The sequence below is a fragment of the Actinocorallia longicatena genome (genome assembly GCF_039534125.1).
GTDB lineage: Bacteria > Actinomycetota > Actinomycetes > Streptosporangiales > Streptosporangiaceae > Actinocorallia > Actinocorallia longicatena.
This window is the reverse complement of the sequence record NZ_BAAAUV010000014.1, coordinates 106,258-123,957: the sequence shown is the minus strand read 5'-3', so window position 1 is coordinate 123,957 and position 17,700 is coordinate 106,258. Positions and strand designations below refer to the sequence as shown.

The 17,700-nt window shown below is 72.5% G+C and carries 21 protein-coding genes; 13 read left to right on the top strand and 8 right to left on the bottom strand.

The annotated features are described in order from the left end of the window. Positions 1–38: 38 nt before the first annotated feature. From ABD785_RS25920 to ABD785_RS25910, 3 genes are all read right to left on the bottom strand, one after another. The gene (locus ABD785_RS25920; protein WP_344833077.1) at positions 39–797 is read right to left on the bottom strand and encodes a hypothetical protein; all 759 of its coding nucleotides are present in this window, start codon (positions 795–797) and stop codon (positions 39–41) included. A 72-nt stretch (positions 798–869) separates the two neighbouring features. Continuing rightward, the gene (locus ABD785_RS25915) at positions 870–1,511 is read right to left on the bottom strand and encodes a Crp/Fnr family transcriptional regulator (protein WP_344833074.1); all 642 of its coding nucleotides are present in this window, start codon (positions 1,509–1,511) and stop codon (positions 870–872) included. Between the two features lie 45 nt (positions 1,512–1,556). Continuing rightward, positions 1,557–2,264 carry a hypothetical protein gene (locus ABD785_RS25910; protein WP_344833072.1) on the bottom strand — a complete coding sequence of 236 codons (708 nt, stop codon included), beginning with the start codon at positions 2,262–2,264 and terminating at the stop codon, positions 1,557–1,559. Positions 2,265–2,435: 171 nt separating this feature from the next. On the opposite strand from ABD785_RS25910, the gene ABD785_RS25905 reads away from it, so the two are divergent. The 7 genes from ABD785_RS25905 (at position 2,436) to ABD785_RS25875 (ending at position 8,356) form a co-directional block, all read left to right on the top strand. Beyond that, positions 2,436–3,338 (top strand): helix-turn-helix domain-containing protein, encoded by a 903-nt coding sequence (locus tag ABD785_RS25905; RefSeq protein WP_344833070.1) that lies wholly within the window; start codon positions 2,436–2,438, stop codon positions 3,336–3,338. A gap of 107 nt (positions 3,339–3,445) precedes the next feature. Further along, positions 3,446–3,808, top strand: coding sequence for a DUF397 domain-containing protein (locus ABD785_RS25900; RefSeq protein WP_344833067.1), 363 nt, complete (start codon positions 3,446–3,448; stop codon positions 3,806–3,808). Beyond that, a complete protein-coding gene (locus tag ABD785_RS25895; RefSeq protein ID WP_344833064.1) occupies positions 3,720–4,547 on the top strand; it encodes a DUF72 domain-containing protein in 828 nt (275 codons plus the stop codon). The genes ABD785_RS25900 and ABD785_RS25895 overlap by 89 nt, the downstream gene beginning before the upstream one ends. 78 nt (positions 4,548–4,625) lie before the next feature. Beyond that, positions 4,626–6,320 (top strand): hypothetical protein, encoded by a 1,695-nt coding sequence (locus ABD785_RS25890; protein ID WP_344833062.1) that lies wholly within the window; start codon positions 4,626–4,628, stop codon positions 6,318–6,320. Between the two features lie 33 nt (positions 6,321–6,353). Beyond that, positions 6,354–7,316, top strand: a complete 963-nt coding sequence (locus tag ABD785_RS25885) for an isopenicillin N synthase family dioxygenase (protein WP_344833059.1) — start codon at positions 6,354–6,356, stop codon at positions 7,314–7,316. 9 nt (positions 7,317–7,325) lie between these two features. Then, positions 7,326–7,955, top strand: a complete 630-nt coding sequence (locus ABD785_RS25880; protein ID WP_344833057.1) for a TIGR03085 family metal-binding protein — start codon at positions 7,326–7,328, stop codon at positions 7,953–7,955. 83 nt (positions 7,956–8,038) lie between these two features. Then, a complete protein-coding gene (locus tag ABD785_RS25875) occupies positions 8,039–8,356 on the top strand; it encodes a cytochrome P450 (protein WP_344833055.1) in 318 nt (105 codons plus the stop codon). Positions 8,357–8,380: 24 nt separating this feature from the next. Here the strand turns inward: ABD785_RS25875 and ABD785_RS25870 are convergent, their stop codons facing one another. Together ABD785_RS25870 and ABD785_RS25865 are read right to left on the bottom strand one after the other, a co-directional pair. Beyond that, positions 8,381–8,548, bottom strand: coding sequence for a CstA-like transporter-associated (seleno)protein (locus ABD785_RS25870; RefSeq protein ID WP_344833054.1), 168 nt, complete (start codon positions 8,546–8,548; stop codon positions 8,381–8,383). Further along, complete coding sequence (locus ABD785_RS25865) at positions 8,545–10,674, bottom strand: carbon starvation CstA family protein (protein WP_344833053.1); 2,130 nt, start codon at positions 10,672–10,674, stop codon at positions 8,545–8,547. Before ABD785_RS25865 ends, ABD785_RS25870 begins: the two co-directional genes overlap by 4 nt. Before the next feature lie 130 nt (positions 10,675–10,804). Between ABD785_RS25865 and ABD785_RS25860 the strand changes: the two genes are divergently transcribed. After that, complete coding sequence (locus ABD785_RS25860; protein WP_344833047.1) at positions 10,805–11,446, top strand: nucleoside/nucleotide kinase family protein; 642 nt, start codon at positions 10,805–10,807, stop codon at positions 11,444–11,446. A 60-nt stretch (positions 11,447–11,506) separates the two neighbouring features. On the opposite strand, the gene ABD785_RS25855 is transcribed toward ABD785_RS25860, so the two are convergent. After that, positions 11,507–12,331 carry a hypothetical protein gene (locus ABD785_RS25855; protein WP_344833045.1) on the bottom strand — a complete coding sequence of 275 codons (825 nt, stop codon included), beginning with the start codon at positions 12,329–12,331 and terminating at the stop codon, positions 11,507–11,509. Then, entirely contained in the window at positions 12,328–13,020 is a 693-nt protein-coding gene (locus tag ABD785_RS25850; protein ID WP_344833043.1) for a spermidine synthase, read from the bottom strand. Before ABD785_RS25850 ends, ABD785_RS25855 begins: the two co-directional genes overlap by 4 nt. A 66-nt stretch (positions 13,021–13,086) precedes the next feature. Here ABD785_RS25850 and ABD785_RS25845 point away from each other — a divergent pair, with 66 nt between their 5' ends. Further along, positions 13,087–13,869 (top strand): SAM-dependent methyltransferase, encoded by a 783-nt coding sequence (locus ABD785_RS25845; protein ID WP_344833041.1) that lies wholly within the window; start codon positions 13,087–13,089, stop codon positions 13,867–13,869. Positions 13,870–13,872: 3 nt separating this feature from the next. Here the strand turns inward: ABD785_RS25845 and ABD785_RS25840 are convergent, their stop codons facing one another. Continuing rightward, positions 13,873–14,094 (bottom strand): hypothetical protein, encoded by a 222-nt coding sequence (locus ABD785_RS25840; RefSeq protein WP_344833039.1) that lies wholly within the window; start codon positions 14,092–14,094, stop codon positions 13,873–13,875. Between the two features lie 118 nt (positions 14,095–14,212). On the opposite strand from ABD785_RS25840, the gene ABD785_RS25835 reads away from it, so the two are divergent. From ABD785_RS25835 to ABD785_RS25820, 4 genes are read left to right on the top strand one after another with little or no spacing between them, the layout of a single operon-like run. Then, complete coding sequence (locus ABD785_RS25835; RefSeq protein WP_344833036.1) at positions 14,213–15,106, top strand: ABC transporter ATP-binding protein; 894 nt, start codon at positions 14,213–14,215, stop codon at positions 15,104–15,106. Between the two features lies 1 nt (position 15,107). Continuing rightward, a complete protein-coding gene (locus ABD785_RS25830) occupies positions 15,108–15,896 on the top strand; it encodes an ABC transporter permease (RefSeq protein ID WP_344833034.1) in 789 nt (262 codons plus the stop codon). A gap of 11 nt (positions 15,897–15,907) precedes the next feature. After that, on the top strand, positions 15,908–17,080 hold the full coding sequence (locus tag ABD785_RS25825) for a sensor histidine kinase (protein WP_344833033.1): 1,173 nt from the start codon (positions 15,908–15,910) through the stop codon (positions 17,078–17,080). Next, the gene (locus tag ABD785_RS25820; protein ID WP_344833030.1) at positions 17,077–17,682 is read left to right on the top strand and encodes a response regulator; all 606 of its coding nucleotides are present in this window, start codon (positions 17,077–17,079) and stop codon (positions 17,680–17,682) included. The genes ABD785_RS25825 and ABD785_RS25820 overlap by 4 nt, the downstream gene beginning before the upstream one ends. The last annotated feature ends 18 nt before the right edge of the window (positions 17,683–17,700 follow it).

The following is a 17,700-nucleotide window of genomic DNA, read 5'->3' as shown; positions in this document are numbered from 1 at the left end:
TACTCGTTTCGCCCGGCCGTGACGCGTGTCGATGTCGATCATGATCGGATCTGGTGGACGCTGCCGGCGACGTGGCTGCCGATGACGTTCTGGGAGTTGTCGCCGCGGACCTTGACGTCGTTGAGGGAGATGTGGCCGGGGGCGGGGGCCGGGTGGGAGGCCGGGGCGGGGGGCGTCTCCTCCGGGGCGGGGGGCGGGTCGAGGCGGCGGGAGGGGACGGGGACGCGCAGGTAGGCGGGGCGGGAGACGCCCTTGACGGTGATCTCCACCGGGTCGAACTGGCTCTCCCGCAGATCGGTCCTGCCGCCCTGGATGTAGGGGCCGAAGATCTCCCGGGAGACGGCGAAGGCGGTGTAGGTGACGTGCGGGTCGCTGGTGGTCAGGGCGTCGCGGAGCGGGACGCCGTCCACGATGCGGCAGACCTCGGTGGTCGCGGCCGAGATCCCGGGGGCGCCGGGACGGTCGTCGTCGACCAGGCCCTCGTGGAGCGCGACCCGCAGGCGCAGGCTGAGGCCGTCACCGCGCAGCCGGCGGCCCATGGACGCGAGGATGTCCTGGAGGCGGGCGGGGAAGCGGTCCACCAGATCGGGGATCGTCTCCCGGGGCAGGACGGCGAGCAGCCCGTCGCCGGTGCTCTCCTTGAACGGGATCTCCGCCCACTGGGCGTCGAGGCCGCTGGAGGCGCAGGCCGCGTCGACGGCGCGCCGCATCTCGATGTGCAGGCGGGGCTGGTCGACGTCGCGGTGGGTGCTGAACCCCTCCGCGTCGACGGTGAGCAGTGCGCTGGTCTTCTCCACGATCGGGCCTCCCTGCCGGACGGGTGCGTCCCGACCACAGTGCACAATCGCGACGGCGGACCGTGTTCGAAATCAGACACCGATCTGACCCGTACCGGCCAGCGCCCGCAGCCCCTCCTGATCGTCGATGACGACCCTTCCGGTGTCCGTCGTGACGAGCCGCGCCTCACGCAGGCGGGCCAGTTCCGCAGCGACGACCCCGCGCGACAGGCCGACCGCCTGCCCGATCTCCGCCTGCCCCAGCGGCACCTCCAGCGGAGCTCCCGGCACCGGGACGGCCAGCCTGAGCAGCGCCCGGACGACCCGCAGCCGCGCCGGAAGCGACGCCGTCTCGGCCCGCCAGGCCTCCCCTTCACGGATCCGCAGCATCGCGTTCCGCAACAGCACGGCCTCCTCCCCCGCCTCCCGCACGAGCGCGAGGAACCTCTCGGCGGGCAGCGTCCGGGTGACACAGACCTCCAGCGCGACGACCGTCGCCGACCGGTCCGTGGCCCCCGCGACCCCCATCACCCCGAGCGCCTCCCCCGGCCCCCGCACCGCGAGCAGCAGCGCACTCCCCTCCCCCGGATACAGCACCACCTTCACCCGCCCCGACAGCAGCAGCGCCACATGCGTCGGCTCGTCCCCTTGGTGCAGCAGCACCTCACCCCGCCGGAACCTCCGCTCGGCCCCCGCCCCGGCGAGCCGCCCCCACATCCGCTCCGAGACGTCCACCACCCCTTTCTAGCCGCCTCCCCCGAATCCGTACAGAGCGGCCGTTCAGGCTGCGGCGGGCCGCGGCAGGTATCCCCAGGCCTGGCACTGGGTCTCTTTGAGATCCACCCACAGCGGCTGGAACAGCGCCGGATCGATGAGCCCGTGCCCCGGCCGGACGACGGAGTCATAGAAGTAGTCGGACGCGACCAGCCCGAACTCCAGGGCCTCGTCCTTGAACATCTGCTTGAACGCCGGCGCGTCGAGGATGCGGAACAGATGGACGACGGCCTTGCCGCCGATCCCCTGCGAATCGGGATAGATCGGACCCGCATGAGCCGCGACGCGCAGCCGGATCCGCGCGAGATCACTGGACATCCGGTTGTGGCGGCGCAGCGCGGCCTGAAGATTGAAGGCCAGCCCGTCGATGAACCCGCCCGCCGGATGCTGGGGCGGAACCGTGATCAGCGCGCCGTCACCGCGGTCGTCCACCCGGCGCGCGTGCGCGGGAATGCCGACGTTGCCGAAGGACCGGTCGAGAATGTCGTAGAGCGCACCGCGCACGAACATCTGGGCGTCGTCGTCGAGGCGCCCGCTCGCCACCATGTCCACCGCGATCAACGTGCAGTGCAGGCCCTGCTGCGGCCGGAACGCGGGCACACCGCCCCGCCCGTCACCACGCTGGAGGGCCGCCATGACGGCCCCCAGCAACGGTACGGAACGGGCGGCACCGCCCATGAGCCGAAGAGCCGACGGAGCGGCGGAGTTGCCCATTTCCGTTCTGCTTTCCGCTGGTGCCAGGATGTAAGGTGACACCACGCAAGGTTTATTAACGTCAGCATACATACCGGCGGGTTGCATAGGTAGAGGTAACGATGCTGTGTCGCTACTCAGCTCTCATTCCGCAATGCGGCAATATGCGACCCGACACAATGTCGGGTAGTCATGGCGCGCGTGCGTCAGGATGAAAGTGAAGTGGTGGAAGTGCCGAACGATCAGGGACCCGCGGTTCAGAGCAAACTGCTCAGGGATGAGCTGGTACGGCTGAGACGCGAACGCGAGCTGACCCAGGACGAGGTGGCCAGGGAGCTCGACTGGTCGGCGGCCAAGATGATCCGCCTCGAAGGCGGCAAGAACCCCATCCAGAAGAGCGATCTCCAGGTGCTGCTCGGCGTCTACGGGGTCGACTCGCGCGAGACGATCGACCGGCTGCAGGAACTCGCGGCCGGAGCCCGGCAGCCCGCCTGGTGGAGCACGTTCAAAAGCGACTTCCCCGACGCCTACCTCTCCTACATCGGCTATGAGGCCGGCGCCGCCAGCATCAAGCAGTCACAGCACTCGACCGTCCCCGGCCTCCTGCAGACGGAGGAGTACGCCGATGCCATCGGCGGCGGCACCAACCAGGCGATCAGGACCCGGTTCCGCCTGCGCCGCCAGGAGGAACTGGAGCTCCGCTCCACGCCGCCGGCCCGCCACTTCCTTCTCGACGAAGCCGTCATCAGGCGGCATGTCGGAGTCCAGGAGGACGCGGGGCTGATGCCTCGCCAGCTCCGGCATGTGACGGAGGTCGTCCGCGCCAACGAACTCGTGACGGTCCAGGTCGTGCCGTTCTCCGCCGGCCAGCACGAAGGCATGCGCGGCGCGTTCACCATCCTCGAGTTCGAGGGCGACCTCGGCGACGTGCTGTTCCTCGAGAGCAGGCAGGAGACGGTGACGGTCATCGGAGACGACGAGCGCATCTCCGATCACAAGGAGGCCTTCGAGTCCATTCGTGACATCGCCCTGTCTCCGGCCGCATCGCTTCAGTTGATCGAATCAATGATCGCTCAGATGACTGAAGCCTCTTAACAAGACAAACCATGCCATAGGCAGCATAAAACGGGCGGTCTAGAATAGATCAAACCAGGTCACAGGGTCGTGACCCTCGGCTCCGATCGACCGATGGAAGGCTGCGGATGACCGACGGAACGGCTGATCACGCCCACCTTGACTGGCGAATGAGCAGTCATACCACCTCAAGTGAATGCGTCGAAGTGGCGGTTGCACCCGCGGTGATCCATATCCGGGATTCCAAGCACAGAGATCGGCCGTCGCTTCGGCTCACTCCCGCTCAGTGGGGCTCGCTGCACCAGGGGCTGAAGAACGGTCCGGGCCCAGCCGGTGATCGGGGGCCGGGACGTCCGGAGCGTTCGGTATTTTCGGGGGATGCGGGTTCGGGTGGGGTGTGCGATGTGGACGCATGGGCCGTGGCGGGGGCGGTTGCTGCCGCATCCGCTGGGGGCCGGGGAGAGGCTGCGGGCGTACGCGACCTGGTGTGACGCGGTGGAGGGGAACACGACGTTCTACGCGGTGCCCGAGCGGGGGACGGTGGAGTCGTGGGCGGCGCAGACCGATCCGGGGTTCAGGTTTCTGGCGAAGCTGCCGAAGACCGTCACGCATGAGCGGCGGCTGACCGGGGTCGAGGTCGAGGTGCGGGGGTTCCTCGACGCGATCGCGCCGCTCGGGGAGCGGGCGCGGACCCTGTGGATCCAGCTTCCCGGGTCGTTCGGGCCCGGGGACGTCGGCACGCTGGCCTCGTTCCTGCGGCGGATGCCGCGTGAGCACGGCTACGCGGTCGAGGTGCGGCACAAGGGGTTCTTCGAGGATCCGCGGGGCGAAGCCGCCCTGACCCGGACGCTCGAGGCCGCCGGCGCCGAGTGGGTGCCGTTCGACACCGTCACCCTGTTCCAGACGCCGCCGACCAGCGACTCCGAGCGCGACGCCTGGTCGAAGAAGCCGCGGATGCCCCGCCGCTCACGGGCGCTGTCGGCCGAGCCGATCGTCCGCTACCTCGGGCGCGACTCGGTCGAGGAGACCGTCGAGGGCTGGGGGTTCTGGGTCGAGACCGTCGTCGCGTGGGTGCACGAGGGCCGCTCGCCCACCGTCTTCCTGCACACCCCGGACAACGCCGACTCCCTGACGCTCGCCCGGCGCTTCCACGACGAGGTCCGGGCGCGCGTCCCCGCGCTGGAGCCGCTTCCCGAACCGATGCCGAACGAGCCGCTGACGCTCTTCTGACGACCGGGACCGTCAAGGACGGGTTAACCTGAGGACCGCTTTCCGTGTTGGTGCGGCTACCACAGGTAAGGGGACGTCGTGCGGTCGATCAAGAGCAGCAGGGTTCCGGTGCGGCCGTACCGCGAGCTGGTCTGGCTCGCCTACCTCACCCTTCCCGCCGGCGGCGACGCGGAGCGGCGGCTGGTCCTGGCGCACCGGCTGGCCGCGGCGGAGTTCGCGCGGCACGAGCGCTCCGCCGGGGAGCCGCCGCGGCGGAGGTACGTCCGGCGGCTGCTGCGGCAGCGGATGCGGCCCTGGTCGGGACGGCTGGCCTCCGTCGGGGCCATGCCCGCGCTGACCCACAGCGTCGACGTCGCCTTCACCGAGGAGCTCGACGCTCTGCCCGCCCCCGCGCGGGCCGCCTACGCGCTGCTCCGGCTGGAGGAGCGGCCGCCCGAGGAGGTCGTCGCGATCCTGGCGGGCGCGGGCGTCGCCGATCCGGGCGAGGCGATCGACGCGGTGACCCGGCTGGAGGAGCGGGCCGGGGACGGCGCCGCCCACCGGCCCGCGCTCGACCCGACCCTCGCCCGGATGTACGGCAGGCCGGGGCTCCCGCGACCCAGGACGGTGGCCGTGGCCGCGCTGTGCGGGCTGTCGGTGCTGGCGGCCGTGACCTGGAGCCGGCTGGAGCCGCACGGGCACGCCGACGCCCTGCCCGAGCTTCCGCGGGCCGCCCGCGCCCTCCCCGACGCCTGGCGCGGCAGCACCGAGCTCGACCTCTCCACCTGGCCCGCCCGGGGCGCCCTCGCCGACGACGGGGAGCTCGTCGGACGGGCGATGCGCGCCTGGGGCTCCGGCCCCGCCCAGCTCCTCTACGCCGGCCGGGTCGACGGCGTCCCGGTGGTCCTGCTGCACCGGCCGGGGCAGGTCGCCCGCTACACCGAGGACGGCGGGGGCCCGCCCCTCGAAGTGCTGCCCCAGCCGCGCACCAAGCCCGACGGCGCGAGCCCGCTCAAGCTCCGCACCACCGCCGAGGGCGGCCGCTACCTGCTGCCGCCCTGGGTCAGGGAGGTCTCGGCCTCCGACCTGTCCGGCGCCGACTTCCGCTGGCGGAAGATCGCGGTCAGGGAGGGGGTGACCGGCCCGATCGCGAGGGCGGACGGCAGGGGCTGCTGGCGCGGCCCCGTGCTGCGGCTCCGGGCGCCGGAGATCGCGCACGGCATGCCGTACACGATGCTCGACTTCGGCCGGCTCTCGCTGTCCAACGCCTACTACCAGCCTCCGCCGCCCGCCGACGTCAACCGCTTCGGCCCGGGCGAGCTCGACACGGTGCCCGGCGGGTTCAGCGCGTGGAAGGCGCTGGGCTGCGCCGTCGACCGTCCGGGCGGCGAGATCCAGGGGGCGACGGCCTGGGAGTTCTGGTCGGGCGCCCTGCCCGAGCGGGGCCGCGGCCGGTGGCTCTGCCTCCGGCTCACCGACGCCACCGGCGGCAGCTCGGTCCGCGCCGTCCTGCTCGCCACCGCCGCGGGCCGCACCACCACGGCCCTGACCCGCACCGCCACGAACACCTGGGACTGCAGCAGGCTCCGCCGCGACCTCGTGGCGGGCGCCTGGTGGAAGGCGCCCTCGGGCAAGAGGTACTACGTCGCCGGCGCCAGCCGCCGGGTCATCGGCATCCGCCTGTCAGGCCGGGACGCCCACGCCCGAGAGGTCATCTCCGACCGGCGGCTCGGCGCCCACCCCGGGCTGTCGGCCGTCAACGAGCTCGGCGACACCGTTCCCGCCCTGCAGTGAGCGAGGACGGCCGGTTTCGGCGACCATGAACCCATGGATCTTCCCGTCATCGACGTGACCTCCCTGGTGGCGGGCGGCGACACCGCTCCCGCCGCGGCGGCCATCGGCCGGGCCTGCCGCGCCCACGGCTTCTTCTACGTCACCGGGCACGGCGTGGACCCCGCACTCCAGCGGCGCCTGGACACCGCCGCCCGCGCCTTCTTCGCCCTGCCGGAGGCCGAGAAGGAACGGATCTCCATGATCGAGGGCGGGACGGCCTGGCGCGGGTTCTTCCCCGTCGGCGGGGAGCTGACCTCGGGACGTCCCGATCTGAAGGAGGGGCTGTACTTCGGAAGCGAGCTGCCCGCCGACGATCCCCGGGTGCTGGCCGGGGTTCCGCTGCACGGGCCCAACCTGTTCCCCGCGGCCGTCCCGGAGCTGCGGGGGACCGTCCTGGAGTGGATCGAGGCGCTCACCTCGCTCGGCCGGGCGGTGCTGCGGGGCGTCGCGCTCTCGCTCGGACTGCCCGCGTCGCACTTCGAGGACGGCATCACCCGCGACCCCACCGTGCTGTTCCGGATCTTCCACTACCCGCCCTCCTCCGGCCCGGAGTGGGGCGTCGGCGAGCACACCGACTACGGCCTGCTCACCCTCCTCGCCCAGGACCGGCACGGCGGCCTCCAGGTGCGGACGCCCGGCGGCTGGCTCGACGCGCCACCGCTGCCCGGCACGTTCGTCTGCAACATCGGCGACATGCTCGACCGGCTCACCGGGGGCCGCTACCGCTCCGCCCCGCACCGCGTCCGCAACACCAGCGGCCACGGCCGCCTGTCCTTCCCGTTCTTCTTCGACCCCGGCTTCACCGCCACCATCCCCGCCCTCCCCCGCCCGCCCGGCGACCCCGGCCGCTGGGACGGCGGCGATCTGTCGGTCTTCGGCGGCACCTACGGCGACTACCTCACCGCGAAGGTCGCCCGGGTCTTCCCCGCCCTGTGGTCCGCGAAGGGCACCGCCTAGGCTCCGGATATGACGTCGGCATCGCGGGTTGAGCGGGAAGAGCTTTGTGCGCTGTTCGAGTCGGTCGGGGAGGAGGCGCCCACCCTGTGCGAGGGATGGGACGCCGGAGACCTCGCGGCTCACCTGGTCGTGCGGGAGAGGCGGCCCGACGCGGCGGCCGGGCTGGTCGTGCCGTGGCTGGCCGGGCACACCGGCTCCGTGCAGGACGCCCTGCGCCGCAGGAAGACCTTCGGCGAGCTGGTCGGGCTCGTGCGCGGCGGCCCCGTTCTGGTCGGGCTGGTGCCCGCGGTCGAGCGGGCCATGAACACCGTCGAGTACTTCGTCCACCACGAGGACGTGCGGCGGGCCCAGGAGGGATGGAAGCCCCGCGATCTCGACGACGCCCTCGAAGAGGAGCTGTGGCGGACCATCACCAAGCGCGGGCGGCTGCTCTTCCGGAAGTCGCCGGTCGCGATCCTCGTGCGGCGGCCGTCCGGGGAGTCCCGGCGGCTGGTCGACGGCGCCGGGCGGGTCGAGCTGACGGGGAAGCCCTCGGAGCTGCTGCTGTACGCGTTCGGGCGCAAGGACCACGCGCTCGTGGAGGTCACGGGTGACGCCGACGCCGTACAGCGCTTCCAGGGGACCGATCTCTCGCTGTGAGGACGGGCCGCGGCCGGATGCGGGCGTTGACCGTCCGCGAGCGCCGGGTCACGTTCCGATGCGGCCGGAACGTGGAGGCGCGCATGAGCGAGCGGCCGTGGCCTGATCTTCCCCCCGGTGAGCTGGGGTGCCCTTCCCCGGAACTGGCGCGGCGGTACGGGCTGTCGGAACCCGAGCTCGTCAACATGGTGTTCACGCTGATCCTCGCGGGCCACGAGACCACCGCGGCGATGATCTCGCGCGGGATCTTCCGCCTGCTCCTGCACCCGGGACAGCTCGCCGAGCTGCGCGAGGACCCGGAGCTGCTGGCCCCCGCGGTCGAGGAGGTCATGCGCTCCGGCCTCGACTGGACCCGGGACGCCCTGATGTACCGTCCCGTCCGGCTGCCCGCCGCCCGCTGAGCGGCCGGACGCCGGCGCCCGCCGTCAGCAGCAGGTACGCGGACGGTGGGCGTCGGTGCGGCGGCGCCAGAACTCCTTCTCGGCCAGGACGGGCTCGCCCGGATGGCGGCGGGCCCGGTGGTCGAGATAGCGCTCGTAGGCCCGCTCCCCGGTGAGGTCGCGCAGGAACCCCCAGAGCCCGCCCCACGTCACGGCCCGGCCCCCCGCCCCGACGCCTCCTTCATCATCACGCGCTCCTCCGCGGTGGGGATCAGCCCGGCGGGCGCCCACAGCTTGGACTCGACATAGGGGTCCTCGGTCGTCGGCGCGGGACGCCTCAAGGCCCCGATCCAGACGCGCACCGCGTCGGCCAGCACGACGATGACGCACAGCGCGAAGAACGCCGCGAGGACGCCGTCGACGGTCGCGTTCGTGACGACCTGCTCCATCTGGCCGGTCGTCTTGGCGTTGCCGAGCGAGGTCTTCCCCGCGTCGAGGGCGTCCTGGTAGAGGGCGCGCTGGGCGAAGAAGCCGACCTTGACGTCGTCGGAGAAGACCTTCTGCCAGGACGCCGTCAGGGTGACGACGGCGTCCCAGGCCAGCGGGATCGCGGTGATCCAGGCGTACTTCGCCCGTCCTGTCTTGATCAGCAGAGTCGTGCAGACGGCGAGAGCGATCGCCGCGAGGAGCTGGTTGGCGATCCCGAACAGCGGGAAGAGCTGGTTGATTCCGCCGAGCGGGTCGTTGACGCCGGTCCACAGGAAGTAGCCCCACGCCCCGACGATGATCGCGCTGGATCCGTAGAGGCCCGGCTTCCAGCTCACGTCGCCGGCCTTCTTCCACACGTTGCCGACCGTGTCCTGGAGCATGAACCGCCCGACCCTGGTGCCCGCGTCGACGGTCGTCAGGATGAACAGCGCCTCGAACATCACCGCGAAGTGGTACCAGAAGGCCTTGCTCCCGAGGGTCGAGGAGAGCAGGTCGGCGATGCCGACGGCCAGGGTCGGGGCGCCGCCGCTGCGGGCCACGAGGGTGGACTCCCCGACGTCGCGGGCGGCGGCGGAGAGCTGGTCGGGGGTGATGGTGAACCCCAGCGAGGTGACCGCGCCCGCCGCCGACTCCAGGGTCGGGCCGAGCGCCGGGCCCGGCATGTTCATCGCGTAGTAGAGGCCGGGGTCGATCACGCAGGCCGCGATCAACGCCATGATCGCGACGAAGGACTCGGTCAGCATCCCGCCGTACCCGATGACCCTGATCTGCGATTCCTTCTCGATGAGCTTGGGCGTGGTGCCACTGGAGATCAGCGCGTGGAAGCCCGACAGCGCCCCGCACGCGATCGTGATGAACACGAACGGGAACAGCGATCCGGCGACGACGGGCCCGTCGCCGTTCCTGGCGAAGGACGTGACGGCCTCCGTCCGGAGCGTCGGGAGCGCGGCGAGGATGCCGATCCCGAGCATCACCACGACCCCGACCTTCATGAACGCGCTGAGGTAGTCGCGCGGTGCCAGGAGCATCCACACCGGGAGCACCGACGCGACGAAGCCGTAGCCGATGAGGACGAGCGTCAGGGTCTGGCCCGACCAGGTGAAGGCGTCCGCCCAGCCCGACTCCGACACCCAGCGCCCGCCGAACACCGACAGGACCAGCAGCGCCGCCCCGATCCCGGAGATCTCCATGATCCGGCCGGGCCGCAGGTACCGGAGGTACAGGCCCATGAACAGGGCGATCGGCACGGTCATCGCGATCGAGAACGTCCCCCACGGGGACGCCTTGAGCGCGTTCACCACGACCAGCGCCAGCACCGCCAGCAGGATGACCATGATGGACAGGACCGCCACCAGCGCCGCGATGCCGCCGACCGGGCCGATCTCGTCGCGGGCGAGCTGGCCGAGGCTCCGGCCGCCGCGCCGCATCGAGAAGAACAGCACCACCAGGTCCTGGACGGCCCCGGCGAAGATGACGCCGATGATGATCCAGAGCGTCCCGGGAAGGTAGCCCATCTGGGCGGCGAGCACCGGCCCGACCAGGGGGCCCGCGCCCGCGATGGCCGCGAAGTGGTGGCCGAACAGGACCCGCCGGTCGGTCGGCTGGAAGTCGTGGCCGTCGTCGTTCACCTCGGCGGGGGTGGCGCGGCCGTCGTCGGCCCGCAGGACCGTCTTCACGATGAACCGCGAGTAGAACCGGTAGGCGATGGCGTAGGAGGCGAGCGCGGCGAACAGGATCCACACCGCCGACACGTTCTCGCCCCTGGCCAGGGCCAGGATCGTCCAGGCGACCGCGCCGAGCGCCGCGACCGGCACCCAGATCGCCAGCTGTCGCGTCTTCCGAGAAAGCACCTTCGCTCCTCCCGTCGATCTGGTCTCCAGCTGAACACCGAATGCGGTCGTCCGCAAGACGCGACCGTCCGTGACCACGGGAATAGCCTGAGGCGCGAGGAGGCTGGGATGTGAGGAGGCTGGTGCGGTCATGGAGCGGAACATCGGGCGGGTGCGGCCGATCACCTTCGACCGGCTGGTCGCCGAGCTCGCCGGGCGGATCGGGGACCTGCCGCGGGAGACGCGCGTCCGGGTGGCGGTCGATGGAGCACCGGGCTCGGGCACGGCCGAGCTCGCGGACGCGCTGGTCGATCCGCTGCGCGCCCTCGGCCGGGACACGGTGCGGGTGTCGGCGCGGAACTACCTGCGGCCCGCGTCGCTGCGCTACGAGTTCGGCCGCGAGGACCCCGACCTCTTCTACGACGAGTGGCTCGACACCGCCGCGCTGCTCCGCGAGGTGCTCGCGCCGCTCGACCCCGGCGGCAGCGGCCGGGTCCTGCCGAGCCTGTGGGATCCCGACCTCGACCGGGCCACCCGCGCCTCCTATGTCCGGCTCTCGCCCGGCGGGATCGTGCTCCTGGACGGCCCGCTGCTGCTGGGCCGGTGGCTGCCGTTCGAGCTGACCGTTCATCTGGCGCTGTCGCCCGCGGCGCTGGCCCGCCGCACGTCACCGGCGTGGACCCTGCCCGCCTACGCGCGGCACGACCGCGAGGCCGACCCGCGGGGCTCGGCCGACGTCGTCGTCAAGATGGACGACCCGCGCCACCCCGCCCTGCTGTCCGGGACCGGGTGACGGACGGGCTCAGGTGACGGACGGGCTCAGGTGGCGGACGCGCTCAGGTGGCGGACGCGCTCAGGTGGACGGCTCGCCGAAGCGCGCCAGGGTGAGGGTGCCGAGGACCGCGAGGACGAATCCGGCGATCGCGAGCGGAGCGAGGCCGGGTCGGGTCGTGTCGTGCAGGAGCAGGATCCCGACGGCGGCGGGCATGACCGTCTCGGCGACGACCACGGCGGCGGTCGTCGCGGTGACCGAGCCCTTCTGCAGCGCCGTCGAGTAGAGCAGCAGCGCGGTGAGCCCCGCGAGCGCGACCGACCACGCCGCGGGATCGGTGAGCACGCTCAGCGGGGCGAGGTCGGTGACGACCCGCGCGCCGATCGCGACCACGCCGAAGGCCAGCCCGGCGAGCGTGCCGAGGGTCACGGCGCGGGCCGTCCCGGTCAGGCGCCCGGCGGCCAGCCCGAGCAGCAGCAGCGACGCCGCCGAGGCGAGCAGGGTCCACCGGAACGCCGCGCCGACCTCCTCCGGCGACTCCTTGTCGGCGGACGAGCCGAGCAGCGCGAGCCCGAGGCAGACGACCGCGACCGCGCCCCACTCCACCCGCGACAGCCGCAGCCCCATCACCTTCGACGCCACCACCGCCGTGACGGCCAGGTTCGCCGCGATCACCGCCTGGACCACGAACAGCGGCAGCGTCCGCAGCGCCGCCAGCTCCAGCACGAATCCGGACAGGTCGAGGGCGAGCCCGGCCAGGAAGGGAAGCTGCGAGGCGAGCCGCACCAGCAGCCGCGGATCGACGCCCTCGGCCGACGGGGCGCGCCGTGCGGCGATGGCCTGGAGCACGGTGGCCACGCCGAAGCAGACGCTGGCGGCCAGCGCCCCGAGAAGGCTGAGGATCACCTCTTCGCCACGTACACCGTGTTGGTGGACTCGCGGCCCTGCAGATGGTTGGGGAAGGAGACGACATGCGCCTCGGGGCCGGGGAAGACGTCGCCGAGCGTCGCCATGAAGGGCTCGTCCGGCGGGTCGTTGGACCACAGCGCGAACACCCCGCCCGGGTTCAGGCAGGCGGCGAGCCCGGCCAGCCCGGCGGGGGTGTAGAGCGCGGCGTGGCCGGGGTGCAGGACGTGCCGGGGCGAGTGGTCGACGTCCAGCAGGATCGCGTCGACCGGGGCGTCGAAGCCGTCGGCGACCGCGGCGAAGAAGTCGGCGTGGACCAGCTCGCAGCGCGGGTCGCCGGTCAGCGCGGGGCCGAGCGGCAGCAGCCCGCGACGGTGCCAGTCGATCACCTCGGGGAGGGTGTCGAGGACGCGCAGCGTCCGGACGCTCTGGTGGTCGAGCGCGGCCTTCGCGGTGTAGCCGAGGCCGAGGCCGCCGACCACCACGTCGAACCCGTCACCGGTCAGCGCCCCGAGACCGAGGTCCGCCAGCGCGATCTCGGCCACGGTGAACAGGCTCGACATCAGGTACTCGTCATCGAGCTTGATCTCGTACACGTCGACGTCCAGCACGGGCTCGCGGCGTCTGCGCAGGCTGATCTCGCCGATCGGGGTGGGACGCCAGTCGAGTTCCTCGAAACGCAGAGCCATGGTCACGCATCGTACGGCCGGACGGGGGCGAACGCGCCGAACCCGCCGGGGGTTAGGGTGCACGGCATGGCGAGTATCGACGTGACGAGGCCGAGCATCGCCCGGGTCTACGACGCCGCGCTCGGCGGCAAGGACAACTTCGAGGTCGACCGCCAGGTCCTCCGGGGGCTGGTCGAGGGCATGCCCGAGGTCATGACGATCGCCCGCATCAACAGGGACGCCCTGGGCCGCGGCGTGCAGCTCATGGCCCGGCGCGGCATCCGCCGGTTCCTCGATCTGGGCGCCGGGCTGCCGACCGCCGACAACACCCACCAGGTCGCCCAGCGGACCGATCCGTCGTGCCGGGTCGTCTATGTCGACAAGGACCCGATCGTCCTCGCCCATGGCCAGGCGATCCTCGCCGGCAACGCGAACACCGCCGTGGTGACCGCCGACCTGCGCGACCCGGCGAGCATCCTGGGCCATCCGGACGTCAAGCGGCTCATCGACCTCGGCGAGCCCGTCGGGGTGATGCTCGTGGCGATCCTGCACCATCTGCACGACGACGAGGACCCCAAGGGCCTGCTCGACGCCTACATGGCCGCGGTCCCGCCCGGCAGCCACGTGTTCGTCACGCACTTCTGCGCGTTCGACCCCGAGGTCACCGCCCCGCTGGAGGAGAAGTTCCTGCGGCTGCTCGGCTCGGGGCGCTTCCGGACCCCGGCCGAGATCACGGCCCTCTTCGACGGCTACGAGCTGCTGGAACCGGGCGTCGTCCCCAATCCCCACTGGCACCCCGAAGCCCCGGTCTCGGCCGACCTGACGGTGGGCCAGCGGCTGCACTACACCGGGCTGGCCCGGAAGAACTGAGTCTCAGGGCCGGTGGAGACCGCAGTGGGTGCCGGCCGCGAAGGACGGGATCAGGACGCCCGCGGGCGGGCAGCGGTGGAGGGGGGTGCGGGGCGGGGGGCAGGCCCAGCCGTCGAAGGTCCTGATCCACAGGTGCCGGGCGCAGGGGGGCGGCGGGGCCGCCGGGAGGGGGACGGCGGCCGGGGAAAGAGCGGCCGAGGCCGCCAGCAGAAGCGCGGAGAACATTCACCCATGGTGACAGAGGCGCTACCTTCGGTGCCGGGTCTGTGGCATGACAGGTGTCATGCGATCGAGGTGTCAGGTGCTTCTACCTCGACGGCGTCGCCGCGGCCACGCTGGAGGCATGGAGAGCGTGATCGAGGTCGAGGACCTCAGGCAGGGCTACGGGAGCTTCGAGGCCGTCTCCGGGGTCTCCTTCGCGGTGGCGCGCGGGGAGCTGTTCGCGCTGCTCGGGACGAACGGGGCGGGGAAGACGACCACACTGGAGACCGTCGAGGGGCTGCGTCCCGGACGGGCGGGGAGCGTCCGGGTGCTGGGGTCCGATCCGCACCGGGAGCGGCGGCGGATCAGGGCACGGCTCGGCGTGATGATGCAGGACGGCGGGCTGTTCCCCGACCTCAGCGTCGGGGAGACCGTCCGGGCGTGGCGCGGGCTGGTCCGCGGCGCCCGCACGCAGCGTGAGGTGCTGGAGCTGTCGGGGCTCGCCGACCGGTCCGGGGTGCGGGTCCGGCAGCTCTCGGGCGGGCAGCGACGGCGGCTCGACCTGGCGCTCGCCCTGACCGGACGGCCGGAGATCGTCTTCCTGGACGAGCCGACGACGGGGATGGACCCGCAGGCCAGGCAGGAGATCTGGCGGATCGTCCGCGGGCTGCGCGACCAGGGGACGACCGTCGTCCTCACCACGCACTACCTGGAGGAGGCCGAGCAGCTCGCCGACCGGGTCGCCATCATGCACTCCGGGCGGATCAGGGTGGCGGGGACCGTCGCGGAGGTGCTGGCGCGGCGGGGCGCGCGCGTCACGTTCCGGCCGCTGCCCGCCGCCGAGCCGCCGGTGATCGGCGGGGTGGCGCCCGAGACCGGCGGCGGGCGGGTGGGCTATGAGCTCGTGGAAAGCGTCCAGGACGGGCTCGGCGAGCTGCTGCGGTGGGCGTCGGGGAACGGGATCGAGCTCGCCGGGCTCGAAGTGCGGGGCGGATCGCTCGAGGACGTGTTCCTCGAGATCGCCGAGGGGGTCTGAGGTGCTGAACGTCATCCGGCTCGACTACCTGCTGCTGTGGCGCAACAGGATGGCGGTGTTCTCGGTGGTCGGGGTGCCGCTGTTCTTCGCGGTCTCGCTGACCGTCGGCGACCAGGGCGGCGTGACCACCGCGGGCCTGCCCGTGCCGCTCTACGCCGCGACCGGCGACATCGGGTTCTTCCTGCTGGCGGCCGTGCTGTTCAACCTCGCCTCGGCGCTGACCGCGCGGCGCGAGGAGCGGACGCTCCGGCGGCTGCGCACGAGCGCCCTGTCCGACCGGGAGATACTGGGCGCGAGCATGCTCGGGGCCGGGCTGCTGTACACGGTGCAGGCGGGGGCGATCATGGTGGTGATCGTCGCCGGGCTGGACGGTGGAGCACCCCGTGATGTTCCGCTGCTGCTCACGGGGATGGCGCTGGGGGTGGTGGTGTTCTCGCTGCTGGCGCTGGCGCTGTCCGGGCTGACCCCGAACGCCGAGGCGATCCAGTGGACGGCCGCGCCGATCCTGCTGGTGTCGATCGCCGCCTCGGGCTTCCTGTTCCCGCTGGACGGGCTGCCGGAGGCCGTCCGGCAGACGGCCGGGGCGATGCCGCTGACCCCCGTCGTGGAGATCACCAGGACGGCGTGGCTGGGCCGTGACTACACGACCGGCGGCGGCCGGGACGCGCTGGGCTCCGCCGGGGCCTGGGCGGCGTGCGCGATCCCGCTGCTGACCCTGCTGGCCTGGACCGGGCTGGGAGCGCTGATGGCACGCCGCTGGTTCCGGTGGGAACCCCGGCGCGACGGCTGAGAGGAGATCCGGTGGACGACGGTGCCGAGCGGTTCGCCAGGGCCCGGAAGATCCTGCTGCGGACCTACGACCTGACCGCGGTGGCGATCGGGCTCGCCTTCGGGTTCGGCGCGCTCGACCTCTCCGCGAAGGCCGGGCCCGCCGTCGCGGCCGGGCTGACCGGGCTCGCCCTCTGGTTCCTCTGGCGGATCCAGCGGATGACCCGCGACGGGCTCCAGGGGACGGCGGCCGTCCGGGACGTGGTGGTGAACGGGGTCGTCGCCGCCGGTCTGACGCTCGTCATGTTCCTCAGCCCCGGCTGGTTCATGGTCGCCCCGTTCTGGGCGGCCGCGGCGTCGCTGGCGCTCCGCTCGACCCGTCAGGTGGCGGCGCTCTGCGCGGCGACCGCGGCCTTCACCGCGCTGCCGGTCACCCTGACCGGCGACGACGTCGGCTGGTACTCCTGGCCGGTCACGACGCTCCTGCTGGCGATCGTCACGGGGCTGTCGGCCTTCACCTACCTCAGCGGCAAGTGGCTGATGGAGATCCTCCGCGAGGCCGAGATCGCCCAGGAGTCGCAGGCCCGTCTCGCCGTCACCGAGGAGCGGCTGCGGATCGCCCGCGACCTGCACGACCTGCTCGGCCACCAGCTCTCGCTGATCGCGGTCAAGACCGAGCTGGCGATCCGGGTCGTGCCCGTCGACGCCGGGCGGGCCCAGGAGGAGCTGCGGGACGTCCAGCGGTCCGCGCGGTCCGCCCTCCGCGAGGTCCGCGCCACCATCCGCGGCTACCGCGATCCCTCGCTCGACGGGGAACTCGTGAGCGTCGGGGGCGTGCTCGCCGCGGCGGGGACGGCCTGCGACTTCCCGGCCGTCCCGCCGGAACTGCCCGCCGAGCAGGGCACGGTGCTCGCCTGGGTCGTGCGGGAGGCCGCGACCAACGTGCTGAAGCACAGCCGCGCCCGGAACTGCTCGATCACCCTCGTGACGACGGCCTCGGCCGTCACGCTGACCGTGCGCAACGACGGCGTCCCGCGGCGGGCCCCCGGTGATATCCCCGGTGATGACGGCCCCGGTGACGGCCTCGCGGGGCTGTCCAGCCGGGTCGAGGCCGTGGGCGGGCGGCTCAGCGCGGGTCCCGAGGAGCCCGGCTGTTTCGCCGTCGTCGCCGAGCTCCCGCTCGTGCCCGTACAGTCGTTGGCGTGATCCGGATCCTCCTCGCCGACGACGAGCACCTGATCCGGGGCGCGGTGGCGGCGCTGCTGGGATTCGAGCCGGATCTCGAGGTCGTCGCGCAGGCCGGGCGGGGCGGCGAGGTGCTGGAGGCCGTCCGTACCCACGATCCCGACATCGCGGTGCTGGACATCGACATGCCCGACCTCGACGGCCTGACGCTCGCCGAGCGGCTGCACCGGGCGGGCCCGCGTCCGGCGGTGTGCATCCTCACCAGCTTCGGGCGTCCCGGATACCTGCGGCGCGCGATGGCGGCCGGGGTCCGCGGCTTCGTCGCCAAGGACTCCCCCGCCGACGTCCTCGCCGGGGCCCTCCGCAAGATCCACGCCGGCGGCCGCTACCTCGACGCCGACCTGGCCGCCACCGCCATGGCCGCGGGCGACAACCCGCTGACCCCCCGCGAGCGCGAGATCCTGCGGCTGGTGGCGGCGGGCAGGGAGACCCAGCACATCGCCGCGGCCCTGCATCTCACCGAGGGGACGGTCCGCAACTACCTGTCCACCTCGATCACCAAGCTGGGCGAGTCCACCCGGGTCGCGGCGGCCAACACCGCCCGCGACATGGGCTGGCTCTGACCCTCGACCATTTACCGG